This window comes from Paenibacillus sp. Z6-24, from assembly GCF_054161335.1.
Genome location: NZ_CP096398.1, coordinates 4,061,492 through 4,077,612 on the forward strand (window position 1 = coordinate 4,061,492; position 16,121 = coordinate 4,077,612).

12 protein-coding genes are annotated in these 16,121 nt (G+C 49.9%); 4 read left to right on the forward strand and 8 right to left on the reverse strand.

Annotation, left to right across the window (positions count from 1 at the left end; all coding sequences use genetic code 11):
- Window positions 1-428 precede the first annotated feature (428 nt).
- On the reverse strand, window positions 429-1,928 hold the full coding sequence (locus tag M1D61_RS17645) for a copper amine oxidase N-terminal domain-containing protein (protein ID WP_458119916.1): 1,500 nt from the start codon (window positions 1,926-1,928) through the stop codon (window positions 429-431).
- Window positions 1,929-2,148: 220 nt separating this feature from the next.
- On the opposite strand from M1D61_RS17645, the gene infC reads away from it, so the two are divergent.
- Window positions 2,149-2,625 (forward strand): translation initiation factor IF-3, encoded by a 477-nt coding sequence (gene infC / locus M1D61_RS17650; RefSeq protein WP_458119917.1) that lies wholly within the window; start codon window positions 2,149-2,151, stop codon window positions 2,623-2,625.
- Between the two features lie 113 nt (window positions 2,626-2,738).
- Here infC and M1D61_RS17655 read toward each other — a convergent pair whose 3' ends face one another.
- Both M1D61_RS17655 and M1D61_RS17660 read right to left on the reverse strand, forming a co-directional pair.
- Window positions 2,739-6,209, reverse strand: a complete 3,471-nt coding sequence (locus tag M1D61_RS17655; protein ID WP_458119918.1) for a PAS domain S-box protein — start codon at window positions 6,207-6,209, stop codon at window positions 2,739-2,741.
- Between the two features lie 104 nt (window positions 6,210-6,313).
- Window positions 6,314-7,231 carry a PD-(D/E)XK nuclease family protein gene (locus tag M1D61_RS17660; protein ID WP_458119919.1) on the reverse strand — a complete coding sequence of 306 codons (918 nt, stop codon included), beginning with the start codon at window positions 7,229-7,231 and terminating at the stop codon, window positions 6,314-6,316.
- Window positions 7,232-7,533: 302 nt separating this feature from the next.
- On the opposite strand from M1D61_RS17660, the gene M1D61_RS17665 reads away from it, so the two are divergent.
- The 3 genes from M1D61_RS17665 to M1D61_RS17675 all read left to right on the forward strand — a co-directional run bounded on the left by M1D61_RS17665 (window position 7,534) and on the right by M1D61_RS17675 (window position 10,815).
- Window positions 7,534-8,469, forward strand: a complete 936-nt coding sequence (locus M1D61_RS17665) for an AraC family transcriptional regulator (RefSeq protein ID WP_458119920.1) — start codon at window positions 7,534-7,536, stop codon at window positions 8,467-8,469.
- 65 nt (window positions 8,470-8,534) lie between these two features.
- Entirely contained in the window at window positions 8,535-9,647 is a 1,113-nt protein-coding gene (gene uxuA / locus M1D61_RS17670) for a mannonate dehydratase (protein WP_458119921.1), read from the forward strand.
- A 322-nt stretch (window positions 9,648-9,969) separates the two neighbouring features.
- Window positions 9,970-10,815 carry an SDR family oxidoreductase gene (locus M1D61_RS17675; protein ID WP_458122550.1) on the forward strand — a complete coding sequence of 282 codons (846 nt, stop codon included), beginning with the start codon at window positions 9,970-9,972 and terminating at the stop codon, window positions 10,813-10,815.
- Between the two features lie 199 nt (window positions 10,816-11,014).
- Here the strand turns inward: M1D61_RS17675 and M1D61_RS17680 are convergent, their stop codons facing one another.
- The 5 genes from M1D61_RS17680 to M1D61_RS17700 form a co-directional block, all read right to left on the reverse strand.
- Window positions 11,015-12,310 (reverse strand): MFS transporter, encoded by a 1,296-nt coding sequence (locus M1D61_RS17680; RefSeq protein ID WP_458119922.1) that lies wholly within the window; start codon window positions 12,308-12,310, stop codon window positions 11,015-11,017.
- A 538-nt stretch (window positions 12,311-12,848) separates the two neighbouring features.
- Window positions 12,849-14,078: an RtcB family protein gene (locus tag M1D61_RS17685; RefSeq protein WP_458119923.1), complete on the reverse strand. Its 1,230-nt coding sequence runs from the start codon at window positions 14,076-14,078 to the stop codon at window positions 12,849-12,851.
- A gap of 43 nt (window positions 14,079-14,121) precedes the next feature.
- Window positions 14,122-14,652 (reverse strand): hypothetical protein, encoded by a 531-nt coding sequence (locus M1D61_RS17690; RefSeq protein WP_458119924.1) that lies wholly within the window; start codon window positions 14,650-14,652, stop codon window positions 14,122-14,124.
- A gap of 11 nt (window positions 14,653-14,663) precedes the next feature.
- Window positions 14,664-14,882, reverse strand: a complete 219-nt coding sequence (locus M1D61_RS17695) for a hypothetical protein (RefSeq protein ID WP_458119925.1) — start codon at window positions 14,880-14,882, stop codon at window positions 14,664-14,666.
- A gap of 119 nt (window positions 14,883-15,001) precedes the next feature.
- Entirely contained in the window at window positions 15,002-15,874 is an 873-nt protein-coding gene (locus tag M1D61_RS17700) for a helix-turn-helix domain-containing protein (protein ID WP_458119926.1), read from the reverse strand.
- Window positions 15,875-16,121 lie beyond the last annotated feature (247 nt).

The window sequence follows — 16,121 nt, forward strand, 5'->3', positions numbered from 1 at the left end:
ACAGGATGGCTGCCTCCTCCCATGCCTTATTTTTAGAATATACAGGTTTCACAGTTGTTAGGTGTACTGGAGAGAACTATGTACAGTCTCTGCTCATCAATAGAGGACTATTTTTGCTGCGACTCCTATATATTTCTAATAAAAAGTATTTATGGATAAATTCTACCTCCATCTGCTTTAATTGAGATGATGCGAATTACTCATTTATCTTTTTTTTCGTTTTTTACCTTTAAATGACTGAATTTGACCGAATAACAGGCATTTTTATGCGCTCTTTCCGTCTCTGTTTCTCTGTGCTGCCTTTTCATTGACTTTTTTCGACAAGGAATATGCATTTTTATGTAAATATTCATATAATAAAAAGGACCAATCCGCCATGGGATATGGTCCTTTTCGTTATTATTATATGCTTCTGCACAAATGTGAATTTATTTACGGTTTACTGTGAAGGCAGTTCCTTCGGAAGTCACGGTCGCACCCAGAATTCCAGCTACCGAACGCAGGGGCACATAAACCTTGCCCTTGACGTTGATCACTTTGGAAGACAGTGTCTGGGTCTGTCCATCGACTACAGCCTGGTTGGAATTCAGCTTCAGTACAGTCACCGTGCCAGTAATATCATCGGTCAGTGTGAGCTGCTTGGCGGATGCATTCCATTCCATTTTGGCATCCAGCGCTTCTGCCAGATCCTTGGCCGGGACCAGAGTTACACGATTGCGGGTAATAACATCGTTATAATCACCATAGTCTCCAAAATAAACTGTTTTTACAGTGATGCCATTCATGCTGTTGAGCAGCATGTACAGTGGAGACGTCTCCTCAAAGTTACGCAGGAATGTACCTGGCGTTGTCTTCTCGGACACTTGCAGTACACCACCTGCAGTATCCACCGGATCGGCAGTCACATCGCCATTGATATTCCACACTTCGCTTGCTGTTGTAATACCGATTGAGCTAAATGGTGTATACTCCGTATCCGGCAGTGCAATCGTCAACTCCATGGACTGCTTGCGGATATACATATCCTTATCGAAATATACATCGGTACTGACACGTGTATTCGGTCCGAACACAGTATTAAATTCAGGCGATTCCTGCAATTCAGCCAGCTGGCTGTCATACTCTTTCAGAACGAGTGTAAGCATTTTGCTGATTTCCTTGTATCCGCTATTTACAAATTCCTCTCTGCTTCCCATCGTGTCCATTGATGATTGGTCATCGGCTTTTTCGAGTGTAGAGGCCATAAAGTCATAGAATACACCAATCAGCTCACGGATTCCCTGCTCATCCTGCGAAATGCTGGTGAGGAACGGTTTGACCAGTGTGATTAATTCCTGTCCTGTCAGCTCCACATGCAGCTGAGTCAGATCAAGAGTCTCGCCGTATACTGACTGCTGCACGGAACTCACCGAGATATCGGATGGATTCGGCAAATGGGTGTACAGGAAAGAGATGATTTGTTTGGCAAATTCCTGTTCTTCTCCCTGAAGGGAAGTAGTCGTCAAGCTGCCACTCAGACCGGATAGGCCTGTCATGGAATCATTGAGGGCAAAAGATATGTATATTGGCTGTTTCGCGCCCTCCAGATCGATGGTCATTCCTCTGTCATCCAGATAGAGGTGATATGGCAGTTGTTGGCCGCTGTATTGCACGGCACCTTTTATGGAAACTTTGCCGTCTGCCTGAAGTTTGGCACTATCAATATTCAACTGCAGCGAGTTCAGGATGGTGGCCATCTTGATGTCATCTGCACTGGCTGTACTGGAAGGTGTCAATTGAACCGACAGCGTCTGACTGGATTCCATTGATTTGACATCCAAGTTGCGGATCATGGCATTTTTGATATCCAGATTCCCAACCGCCTGACAACCGGACAGCACGATTAACAGCAGTACCAGTGGAAGTGTAATCCATAATTTCCTTTTCATGATTAATCCCCTTTCGTAGTCGGAATTCCTTTCCATTATCCCAGCTTCCCAACCATTTGTAAAATAACTCTGTAATTTTATGTAAATATGGGTGTATGATATTTGGCTATCCGCATGGCTTGCTGTGCCTTGCGGGAGAGCGATTATGGTACAATACAGCCTGATAGCTAGTGTAACTGATAATAAGACAAGATCAATAGACAAGCTGGAGGAATCATCCATGATAAAAAATGAAAAGATCAAAGCATCCGAAGTACATCTGACCGGTCTAAGCGGTGAAGATCTCGGGATTATGCCGACGAACGCAGCGCTGCAGATGGCTAGGCAGCTAAAGGTCGATCTGGTATGCAATTCGCTATTCAGCAGCCCGCCGCCCTGTCAGCTGATCGCTGCCGGAGCCGCCAAACAGAACAAACAGCAGGCTGCCAAAAGCGACCGCCCGGCCAAGGTCAAAGAAATTCGTCTTACTGCCAATATCGAAGATCGCGATTATGAAACCAAGAAAAATCAGGCACACCGCATTCTGCAGTCCGGTAATGCCGTCCTGCTCGTTGTTAAAACCCAGGGAAGCAAGGAAACCGCCAAAGCCAAAGCGATTATCGAAGACCTGCTCCGCGATCTCAAGGAAGTCGGCAAACCCCAGACCGGCATTCAGGTCAGCGGCAAACAATCCATGGTACAGGTCGATCCGGTATAACACTATATTTTGGAAAATCCATGCAAAAAAGGATCACCCGAATGATTGCCGGGCGATCCTTTTTTATTTCTTATACAGCGCCTTGCTGCCACTTTGGAAGACGTCTCTGATCCTTACAGCTGCGGATCACGGATCGGGCGTCGCAGGCGGAGCATGGCTATACTTTCCTGCAGTACCCGCTGCAGTTCGGAACCGATTATCGGCTTGCTGATAAAGTTATGCATGCCTGCAGCCAGGCAGCGCTCCCTGTCTTCATGACGTGCAAATGCCGTTACTCCGATAATCAGGGGAGTCTGTTCATCAGTAAAATGGCCCCGGATCATTTCGGAAGCTTCCAGTCCATTCATGCCCGGCATCTGTACGTCCATAAAGATTAGATCATACGTTTTGGCCAGACAGGCCTGAACAGCCTCTTCCCCATTCATGACCAGGTCCGCCGTGTAACCTTCCCGCTGCAGCATGGACAGCATCACCCGTTGATTGGAAGGATGATCTTCGGCAATCAGTATGCGCAGCTCCGGCATTTCTGTCGTTATGCTGACCGCAGCTGTCCTGACGGTGTGACCGCCGGCATGAATACTCACCGGCTGCTGTTTATCGGCTTCGTCCTGCTGATGCGAAGGGACAATACCGAGCTTGAGTACAAACCGGAACATCGCGCCCTGATTCTCATCGCTAAACACACCGATACTGCCTTCCATCAACTCCACCAGCTTTTTACAAATGGACAGTCCGAGACCGGTGCCGCCATACTTGCGGTTCCAGACCGGATGCAGCTGGGAGAACGGTTGGAACAGCAGGTGCTGCTGATGAAGGGCAATGCCAATCCCTGTATCCTGTACAGCAAATTCAAGCCAGATCTCTTCCGGATGGTCACTCTGTCCTTCGGAGCGCTCCAGGGCACGGACGGACACTTTGATCTGGCCCTGCTCCGTGAACTTCACCGCATTCCCTACCAGATTAATCAGAATCTGGCGAATCCGCCCGGAATCACCGACCAGCATCTCCGGTACCTGGGGACCGATCTCGACAGTGAGTTCGTTCCCCTTCTCGGAAGCTCTTATCAGGAACAGTTCCGCGACCGAATCGAGTACTCTTGTCGTCTCGAATGGTGCCGGTTCCAGTGTCAGCATTCCGGCTTCAGCCTTGCTGAAGTCCAGTATTTCATTGAGCAGCTGCAGCAAAGTCTCACTGCTGTTCATTACAATTTCCAGATAGCTGCGCTGCTGTTCATCCAGCTCCGTATCGGCCAATAGACCGGTCATGCCCATAATACCATTCATCGGTGTACGCAGCTCATGACTCATCACAGACAGGAATTCCGACTTGGCCCGGTCTGCCTTTTCGGCGGATTCCTTGGCGCGCAGAATCTCCTTCTCATCCGTAATATCCCGGAAGACGATAACCGTCCCGCGGTATTCTCCCTGCTCGTACACCGGTGTCACCCGGTAGGTAGCGAGGAAGCTGGATCCGTCATTTTTCCAGAAAATCGTCTCCTGGGCCTGATGCGGGGTTCCCTGCTTGATCGCCTGGATAATCGCCGATTGTTCGTTCAGGATATCCACATCATAGAGTGCCTGATTCCAGCCATCGGCGTTATAAAGACCCTGGCCTTCCTGCTGGGGTATCGTCAGACCCAGCATTTCCGCACCGGCCCGGTTGATGAAAATGCCGCGGCCTTCCGCATCCACACTGAATATGCCTTCCGAGACCGAATCAAGGATTAGTGCACGTTCATTGCCCAGCTTCTCAATCTGACTGATATACTGCTTAAGCCTGGTCGTCTCGGTAATAATGCCGTACAGCCCGATAACTTCGGTATCCGCCATAATCGGCACATTAATAACGTCCGCCGGGAAAAAGGAGCCGTCCTTGCGCGGCACCGAAATCTCATACGTCTGTGGAACGCCACGTGCCGCCATCCGGGCATGGTGAGTAATTTTTTCGAGATCTCCGGCCGAGAAAAAGCTGAAGATCCGGCGCCCGATCAATTCATGACGAGAGAAGCCGGTAATCTCCTCGAGACTGCTGTTGACCGACAGGAAATGCCCTTTGAGATCCATTGCACATACGCCGGATGGATTATTCTCGAACAGGGACCGGTAGCGATATTCACTGTCACGCAGCACCATTTCCAGATATTTGCGTTCCGTAATATCACGAGAGACCGAGGTATAGCCATAGCTGCCTTCCTGCTCGTTGTAGGCGTACCGGCTGACGGTCTCGAACCAGATGTAATGGCCCTTTTTGTGCCGATAGCGGAAAATGATTGTATCATGCTGGCTGCCTTTTCCTTTGATTTCCTCGAGGAATTGATGTGCCTTGTCGACATCTTCCGGGTGCAGGAATTCATAGCAGGAACGACCGATCAGCTCTTCGGGTTCATAACCAAGAATAATCATGCTGGCCGGCGATACATAACGGAATGTGAATTCCTGATCATCATAATGCCGGGAGATCATATCGAGTGAATTTTCCGTAATCAGGCGGTAATTGTGTTCACTCTGCCGGAGCTGCTCACTCATCTGATGGCCGGCGGTTACGTCCTGCACGATGCCGATAATTTGCAGCGGCTGACCGCTGACTTTGTCGGTAATCACTTCCCAGTAAGCCTGCACGACTTTTTGTATATCACCGGGCAGTACAATCCGGTAAAGGGCTTCCCCATTGGTACCGTCACGAACCGCATCCAGAATACATTTCATGACCCGTTCGGCATCGTCCGGGTGAATGGTGGACATATACGAATCGGTATTCAGCTCCACCGGTTTCATTACATTGCCAAAGATTCGCCGGATGTCCCTGGAGAAATGAATCCGATTATTGACCATATCCCAATCCCAGGCACCGATCTGGGCCAGCTTGTGGGCACGGGAGATAATATCTTCCTGGGCTTTGCGCTTGGTTACATCCTGCGCAATACTGAGAATTCGCTCCACTTCGCCGCTTGCATTATGCATCGTCTGGGTAAAGACCTCGATCCACAGATAATGCCCTTCTTTATGCCTAGCCCGGCGAATAAATGTTTTGCTGTCATTATACATATGGCCCGGCTTGAGCATATCCTGGGCGTCCTGCTCATGGTAATACTCCATCCGCTTGGAATTCATAACTTCATACGGCTCGTAGCCGAGCACTTTTTTGATCGAAGGCGATACGTAGTTAATCGTACCGTCCGGCAAGCTGACGGAGATTATACTGGATGAATTGCGAGCGACCATCGTATACAGGTCTTCCTCTTCCCGATCGGCAATTTCACTGGCATAGAGCACCAGATACTCCATATCCTGCTCCGGTACATCCGGATAGCGTGACGCTTGCAGGGATAACCAGATCGTATTCTGGTCGCGCCGCATCAGACGCCGCTCCAATGTGTCGTTCTGCTGCTGATACAGCCAGCTGTCCGCCAGCTTCTGTATATTCAAAAACTGCTTCAGCTCGTCCTCTTCATAATCCAGTAACCGGCAAAAAGCGGGATTGACCTGCAGACATTCACCTTGAGGCGAGAAGACTGCAATCCCTTGCGGGGTATGCTTATATATATGCGCTAGTAAGGACATGCCTGGTGCAGATGAGATATCCACGAACCAATCCTCCTTTAATTAATATGCCCTGAACGTAGTGCACGGTCAGTTATTGCTCATTACATATCCCGTCAGCTTGCTCCAATAGGCAGATCTTCCGACGCTCAGACTGCACGGTCTTTACAGATTTCACGGAAATTGCACTCTTTGCATTTGCGTAGAGACGGCATTGCTGTAAAGTAGGACTCCGGCTTGGGCCGGTTATAATAATCATCATCCAGACAGGAACGCATCTCTTCGATGTACCTGCCGATGTTTTGTTCAACTTTGGCGATATCTTCACGGGTTACGCTGTATTCCTGATGCTCTCCCGTAACCAGATATTCTACCCGGATCTGGATATTTTCCAGGGGCATATTGTATTTTTCCTGAACATACGAGGCGTACAGGTACAACTGGTCGGAAAAGTCATCTTCGCGGCCGGTTTTCCAGTCTACAATGACGACTGTGCCATCTTCTTTGCGATATAACAAGTCCATTTTGACATAAACCTTGGTGTCGAACAGAATCATCGTATCCCATTTCTCGATTTCCAGAATATTCACCTGGCTGCCGGTAATCTCCTGCCAGGTCTTGTTATGATAAAGGTGACGCACGCACTCTTCCTGCCGCTGCTTGATTGTGGCAATACGGCTGTTCAGGGTATCGTCGCCATAATAGATTTCGGACAGCATCATATGATGCTTGGGATTACGCAACCAGCCTTCCAGGTCGCGGGATTGTACATACGCGTCATTGAGCAGCTTGCGCATCGTGGTATCCAGAAACTCGGGCCGCGGTGAACTTTTGGATTCGTCCCACTGTCGCAGCGCCGATTCGCACATCCGGTGCGCCAGATCGCCAAACAGCAGATAGAAATTACGCAGCTGCTTCAGCCGATAGGCCTGCACCTGCTCTTCCGAACCGAGCTTCTCATTCCAGCCGTTATGGGAACCATAATAGTGAAAGTAATATTTACGAAGACACTCATCAAACATATTGGCCCTGGACTGTGAGTAGGACCATTGCGGGTATTTTGCCATGCCAGACAGCCTTTCTGTAGATACTTGTAGATATTTATCGTAATTATACCCATTATACCAGAGGTTTTGCGATAACTCTTTAGAGAGTATTGCAAAGAGCTTCCAACCAGTCTGGGATTCGCCTAATATTCATTTCAACGTTATTAATGAAAACCCTTTCATTTTTAATGATATCCATGTATGCTGGGAATAATAAGACTAGCAAAATTACCCATATCCATTTATTACGATACTGTACAGCTCATTGAAGCCTTTTACAACAGAACTCTTTCAAGCATAAAATGTGAGATTGGAGGTTATCGATGTCTACTTCCTTTATATCACCGGAATGGGGAATCAGCCTGTCTGAGACCATCTGTCCGGACGTACAGACGACGGTTAATCTGCTGGGTATCCATCTGCGGGAGGTTAGCCGGGATTGGGAATGCCCAAGTCATAAGCATGACCAGTATGAGATCAATTATGTTCTGCAGGGAACCCAGCAGATGAGAGCGGGTACACACAGCTATACCCAGCAGGCCGGCGATGTCGTTATTCTGCCGCCGGGTATTCCGCATACGAGCCGCAGTGTCGGGGATCAGTCGCTGGTCTATGTATGCATTCATTTTGAAATGAATGATCGGGTGTTCCTGTCGCTGCTGGAACGTCTGCATCAGCTTGTTTTTCGCAAGGACAGCATGGCGGCGCAGCAGATTCAGCCGTGCATCATGAAGCTCGTCCATGCTGCCGAACATGAGAGCCAGCACATGATTACCCGCCGGATTCGTCTGCAGGCAGCTTCCTTTGAGCTGTTCAGCGTGTTGTGGGAAATTCTGTTGAATGAAGCGGCGCAGGTCTCACCGTCCACCTATGCCCATATGGAGCTGGCACACCAGATTGCCGCCCGGCTGCAGGGCATCGTGAGCCGCAATCCGAGCCAGATCGCCGAGCGTCCGGATTCACATTATGGCATCGACGATATTGCTGCCGAGCTGGGCATTAGCCCTTCGCACTGTAACCGCATTTTCCATCAGGTATTTGCCATCTCGCCGCGCAGCTACCTGTCCAATCTGGTGCTGCACAAGTCTAAGCTGCTGCTGGCCGATCCGCAGATGTCCATCCAGAATATCGCGACTACGCTCGGTTACCGGGATATCGCTCATTTCAGCCGCCAATTCAAGCGCTGGTCGGGCATTTCTCCAAGTCATTACCGCAAAACCTATCTCCAGATGCGTCAACCGCTGGAGGCAGGTGTATAAATAAAGCACACAACCGGCCAAGACATCCATGCGCAGCATAATATCAACAATGGAGTGTGAACCGTATGAGAATGGTATTTCGCTGGTTCGGTGAGAATAATGACACCGTTACATTGGACCAGGTGCGCCAGATTCCAGGCGTGGAAGGTATCGTCTGGGCTCTGCATGATCTTCCCGTGGGTGAAATCTGGCCACGGGAACGGGTGCAGGAGATGAAGACACTCAGCGAGCGTTACGGCTTACATATCGAAGTCGTGGAAAGTGTCAACATCCATGAGGACATCAAGCTGGGACTTCCCAGCCGTGACCGCTATATCGCCAACTATAAGCAGACGATTGAACATCTGGGTGAAGCCGGTGTCAAAGTGATCTGCTATAACTTTATGCCGATTTTTGACTGGCTTCGCACTGATCTGCATCATCCGCTGCCGGATGGATCCAATTCCCTGTTTTATGAAAACAGCCGGATTGAGAATATGGACCCATTTGAACTGGTGATGCAGATTCAATCCAACTCCGCGCTGACCATGCCCGGTTGGGAGCCGGAGCGCCTCTCCCATCTGACCGAGCTGTTTGAAGCATATCAGGGATTTACGGAAGAGGATCTGTGGAGGAATGTGCAGTATTTTCTGGACGAGATTATTCCTGTAGCTGAGGCCAACGGCATCCAGATGGCGATTCATCCGGACGATCCGCCCTGGTCGATCTTTGGCCTGCCGCGCATTATACGCAGTCAGGACAATATCCGCCGCTTCCTGGGCATGTATGACAGCAAGGCGCACGGTATTACGCTGTGCAGCGGATCGCTCGGCGCGAATCCGGACAATGATATCATTTCGATGATTCATGAGTTTGCAGACCGGATTCCATTTACACATATCCGCAATGTCAAAGTGGAAGAAAACGGCGATTTTCAGGAGACATCGCACCGTACTATAGATGGCACGGTTGATATCGCCGGGATCGTGCAGGCTTATCATGAAGAAGGATTCACCGGGTACTGCCGTCCGGATCATGGACGCCATCTCTGGGGAGAGCAGTGCCGCCCCGGCTATGGACTGTATGACCGTGCGCTCGGGATTATGTATTTGTGGGGATTATGGGACTCCCTGCAGTATCGCCAGAATCGCCCTCTTGCTGCAGCGACGAACCGAAAGGAAGGGATCAGCGATGAATAAATATAAGCCGCAAACTGCAGCTGCCGATCGCTTCGCTGCTTCGGGTATCGTCAAGGAGCCTGCCTTTGTGGAGGCAGACTCCGACACTGCGGTTTCTTGGACTGCCGGATCTGCAGAGGCGGCTTCCCGCATTCCGGTTTTTGAGGCTGCCGGATCTGCGGATAATACGCGATTGCAGTCTTTTTCCGATATTCCCCAGCCGCCAGCTGCTCCGGCAGCTCCCTCTACCGGCAGCTCGCTGGTAGACAAGACACTGCGCGAAGTAATCCGTACCGTAAAGGCCAAGGAACATGAGCCGCCTGCCGAGTCGAGTACCCAGCCCCTGCCGCTGCATGAAGGATTGCATGGAAAAGTTGCCGTCATTACCGGCGGGGCCGGCGTGCTCTGCCGGGCGATGGCACTGGAGCTTGCCCATCAGGGCTGCCATATTGCCATCCTGAATCGTACCGTGGAGAAAGGGGAACAGCTGGCCGAGGAGATTCGCAGCCTTGGCGTACAGTCGATAGCGGTCGGCTGCGATGTGACCCGCGAAGACAGTGTCATTCTCGCTGAGACCACGGTGACTACCCAGCTCGGCCCCTGCGATATTCTGATCAATGGGGCAGGCGGCAACCACCCGGATGCCAACACTTCCGAGGAGAGCTTTCGGGAAGCCGATCTGGACGATGAACTGAAAAAGACCTTTTACGATATCAAGATTGACGGGTTCCGGCAGGTACTCGATCTGAATATGACCGGCACCCTGATCCCTACCCAGGTATTCTCGCGCAACATGATCGACCGCCCGGGTGCAACAGTGATCAATATTTCATCCATGAGCGCTTTCGCTCCAATGACCAAAGTACCGGCTTACAGCGCAGCCAAAGCAGCGATCAACAATTTCACCCAGTGGCTGGCTGTTCACTTTGCCGATGCCGGCATCCGGGTCAACGCGATCGCCCCCGGTTTCTTCTTGACCGCACAAAATGAAAAGCTGCTCAAAAACGACGACGGCTCACTGACTGCCCGTTCGGAGAAAATCATTGCCCATACCCCCATGCGGCGATTCGGCATACCGCAGGACCTGCTCGGCACCCTGCTCTGGCTGGCCGATCCGCATACTTCCGGATTCGTTACCGGTATTGTCGTACCTGTGGACGGCGGCTTTATGGCCTACTCCGGTGTATAGCCCAGCGTAGTGGAACAAGCGGCTCATTCGTATAATGTTACTGTAGAAGATGACTATAGAAGACTATGCCAAAAAGAAGCAGGTCGGCGAAAGCCGTTGCTTCTTTTTGATGTATGTTCTTTTTAGTGTATGTTCTTTTTTTATGCCTTTAGTTATGAAAGTAAATAATGCTCAATCAGTACATTTACATTGGCACATCTCAGGCTTTGTTTACCACAACATTCTCTTCCGCCGCATAGCCCCCTGCCACTTGCTCCCGGAACACCGCCCGATAGGCAAATCCCAGCACAACAGCCGCAGTGGTCATCAGTCCCGCCACTACATACATATCCCGCATCCCAAACCGATCGGCAATCCACCCCAGCAGCAGCATCGCAATCGCGAATGTGAAGTTACTCAGCACACTCAGGGCAGACATGGCGCTCGGCGTCTCTTCCGGCGTCAGATTTTGCTGGATCAGTGTCTGACGAATGACACCAGCGATTTGTACAGGCAGTCCTGATATGGCCAGCAATATAAGGGCCAGCATAGGAATCGTATTAAAAGCAAAGAAGAATGTAACCACTACATAAACAAGCAGACTGAGCAGCATGAGCAGATATGCATTCTTTTGTATTTTTTTCACACGGGCTATAATAAACACGCCTCCTGCAATTGATCCAATAAAGAAGACTGTATTCATAAATCCCCACCAACTTACGTCTTTATGCAGCACCTGCACGACAAAGGCAAGAATAAACGCACCCAGCCAGGCTGCTCCGCCCAGCGTATCGATATTATCGACAATCGCCAGCGTACGGATACGCCGGTTGGTGGCCAGAATTTTCCATCCTTCGGAGAGCTGTTGCCCGTAAGTGGGTTTACGCGGCTCCCCCTCTGCACCGGACGCTGCAGAATCTGCGGAGTGGGCCTCCCTTAACCCGGCTGCCGCATACGGATCACGGATAAATGCCGTAAAAAACATCGCCAGAAAGTAACTGACCGACGCAATCCACATCGTCGGAATCGCCCCGATCACAGCGACGATCACGCCACTGAGTGCCCAGCCGGAGCACTTGACGATCTGGTCGCTCACCGACATCAGTCCATTGGCCCGCATCAGACCGTCACCGGTCGCCAGCCTCGGGATCAATGCATTACGCGCAGGATCGGTCCATCCATCCAGAAAGGACATCCCAAACACCGCCATGAAAATAATCGGATACAACGGTTCAACACTCGTCCACAAATAAAAGATTAGCCCCGTGAAGATCAGAAACTGCCCCAGCTGCGATCCAATCAGAATGGAAGTGAGTCGGCTCCTAGACATGACCAGCGGAGCGATCAACCCGCTGATCATTTTGGACAGCATCCGGAACAATGGAATAAAGATCGTCGTCAACAACGAGCCGCTCTCTGTAAATACCAGTGTCACCAGACTGAGCGTATACACAATATCCGCGATATTCGATACGGTCTGTGTACCCCATAACATATAAAACGATTTTCTAATCAAAAACCCCATCCCTTTCTTTGCTAATCCTTGATCTTCTAAATACATGGATATGGTATGGATTCTAAAAATTGAAGCGCTTTAAATTAAAATGCAATCAATATATCGAAACAGGTCAGGCTGTATGGATATACAACAAACTTGCTAAATATGTATGGTATTAAATTGTTCTAAATAGTAATTATATCCATAATTTAGAATTAGAAATAGTATATGATTTTCTTTTTGCTTTTGTCAATTTTAAGTATCGCATGCGTACAGCCGATTGACTAGGCAAAAAATAAAAAAATAGATTTCTATCCCCTAAACCTGAATATTATATTAATGGATTAATCTGGTTTTATCCATATAATAATAACGTAATTACGATTAAAATAAAATATTTAACTTATTTAAGATATTTATAACTCAAAATGTTGCTATTTCGCTCTTCTGCTTCTTCCAGATAGACAGAAAAGAGCACAGCGAGATAACGCTTTGCTCTTTCCATATCCAAAATAGTATATTTATCTGTTCCATTTATTACTATTGTAAAGCGTATTCAGTCTTTATAAGGATCAAATTCATCGGCACCCGCCATACATACGCCAATCGGCTTAAGTACATGCAGCACATCGAGTGTCTCGCTGTGCGCATCCAGGACAGTTTGCAGCTTGCGGTATACAAATGGACTCTCGTCCGTATCTGCCCCGCGCAGCTCCACGCCAAAGCTGGATACAGCCTGCTTCATCTGTTCGCGTGTAATCTGTCCGCCGGAGCGTGTACGGGTTTTCCAGTTCATTTTACCGGCAGCCTGAGTACGGCTCATAACCCGACCAGCCCCATGTACCGTACTGTAAAAGGCCTCCGCATTCTCTGCACTGTCCTTGCCCTGCACGATCACCGAAATATCACCCATGCTGCCGCCGATAAAGCCAAGCTGTCCCGGTGCAGATGGTGTGGCGCCCTTGCGTACCACAATCGTCTCCTGCCCGTTATGCTGCTCTTTCCAGGCAAAATTATGATGATTATGCACTTCAAAATCCGCCTCGGCACCAAGCAGTCTCAGCACTTCGTCAATCACATAATCCCGACCGGCATACGCATACCGCCCGGCCAGCTTCATCGCCCGGTAATACATATCCCCCAGCTCATCGTTCAGATCCAGCAGTACCGGCGGCTGATCCATATGTTCTCCCGGTGCCTTGCCGAGGAATTCCCGACCTGCCGCCAGATTGAGGAATCCGCTGGCTGTCTTATGACCGAATCCACGGCTGCCAAAGTGGTTCCCGATCCACAGTCTGCCGGTCTCCTGCTCTTCAAACAGATCGACATAATGATTACCGCTGCCGACCGTACCGAGCTGCTCACGGGCCAGCCGTTTCATTTTGTCATGCCCTTCGCGGCCTGCTGCGGACAGATACACATCCCAGTCCGGATCATCGAACAGTTCATGATCGACCCGCTGCTGATTCACCCGACCGACGCCAAAAGAGATACTGGCTGAGATCCGGTCCATCACCGCCTTGATCTGCGGACGAATATCCGCTGCCATCAGATTGGTGCGCACCGCCTTATTGCCGCAGCCGATATCATAGCCAACGCCTGACGGCGAGATCTGACCGCTGTAAGCAACTACACCGCCGATCGGCTGGCTGTAGCCTTTGTGATGATCCGCCATCAGCAGCGTTTGCACCACATTACCGGTCCGCGAGCAGGTCACCGCCTGACTCAATGCTCCAGGATCAGGTTCACCCCAGATGCGTACACCTTCTATCACTTGAAATGCCATTTTATTCACACTCCTTTATATAAATGTTCGTTTGCTGGTATATCTATAATCTCGGATCGTTAGCGTCCGATTCCAGACTCAGCGCAGCGAGCACACATTCATGCATACGCTCCAGCGGCGCACGGCGCACGAAGCGTTCAACCGACTCCAAGCTAAGCGCAAATTCCATCAGTGCATGGCGTTCTTTTTTACGCGTTTTGCGCTGCTTTAATCTTTTCAGATGCTCCGGCTGCAGATAATCCATACCATAGATCATATGCAGATACTTGCGGCCTCTGACCTTGATCGCCGGCTGGATGAGCCGGTCTCCATCATACATCGTCATATATTCCGGTTTGAGCACGATTCCTTCATGCCCATCCTCGGTCATCTCTGTCCACCAGCGAATCAGTTCCTGCTCGCTGTCCGGATCGTTTTCAATATCCATGACCCGGTATTCGGTCGACATAAACAGCGGACAGTATTCCGCCAGTTCAGCCGCATGCTGCATATGCCATTCATGCGATCGATCCATCAATGAACCGCTGCTGTGCGCCAGAATATGGAACGGCGCAATCCCAAGTCCTTCTATCAATGCTGTTTCGTTTACAGATTATATATAACCAGTGCTGCAGCAAATAAAATTATCGCCACCAGTATACAGCGAAGCGCCCAGCGCATACGCACTTTTTTGCGGTTCCGGTAGGTCTCTGCGGCTTCTTCATCCATCGACCAACGGGCATATCCTCCGCCCATGATCTGGCTGCTCAACAATACCGCGAGCGCCAGAAAAATCATGCCGCCCCATAACAACATACTTAACATACTTTCCAATCTCCCTTATTCCCGAGTTGCCGTAAAATTAGCACAATTCTTCAAACCAGTCATTATTCTGCTCCATGCTGCTCCTGTCCCTACTGCGAGACTGGCGCACTGGATAGCGATCAGGAGAGCAGTATTCGTGTCTCGGACGGTGCAAAATCACGGTATTTTTTGAACGTACGACTAAAATAGGAAATATCGTTATACCCCGCAGCCATCGCCACTTCCGAGACAGTCATGCTCGTATTGAGCAGCAGATACTCCGCCCGATTGATCCGCACCCGGTTAATATATTCAGTCACCGTCCGGTTGGTCAGTTCATGGAACAGACGGCTGAAATGAAACCGGCTGAGCCCTGCCAATCCGGCGAGCCGATCGATCGTAATCTCTTCAGCGTAATGCTCTTCAATATACTGCAGAATCGGAGTGAACCGCTCCAGATTTTTCATCCGGTGCTCGGTATGCTTCCAGTCCGAGATATTCGCGACATAACCGCGTACCAGCAGGGACAGCAGCTGATACATGTACGATTTTACCGATAATTCATGTCCGATTTCCCGGCTGCGGAATTCCTCCACAATCTCCGACATGCACCGCTGCAGCCGCTCATCCCCGCTAATATGACTGCGGAACAGCAGCCGGTTCTGGCTCATCGGCGTGATGAACCGGGTCTCCACCGCATCCTGCGAGGGACTCTGCAGCGAATTCAGATCGGCGATCAGCGCATAATAGATCAGATGATTGGACAGGCTCGTCCCCTGATGCAGATCATTACTGTTCAGCACAATCAGATCACCGGCCCGTACATGCACCGGCTCGGCATTGCACTCAATGATCGCTTCGCCGCTCTCAAAATACAGAAATTCCATATGACGATGCCAGTGATGCGGGAACATCACCTGCCCGTACTCATAAGACTTGCAGAAGTTCAGCTTGATCGGAAAATAGGGGTCGGGCATACTCATCGGTTCCTGCAGATCCACCGGCCAGTTCACGGGCCATCCTCCTTTGATACCGTACGGGTCTGACAGCAGATGACGCGTCAGCTCCCTGTACGTCGTCGAATGATTTCCATTGAAATAACAGTATATGTAGGCTTCTTTTCCAATTTTAACTATACCGTAAAGATCATGGATAGCACAATTGTCCAAATAAACCGCAAATCCATTCATGACCTCTCCCATAGCCGGATTATATAATCGGTTCAATCTACATAACTTCCGCTGAACAGGAGAGATACTG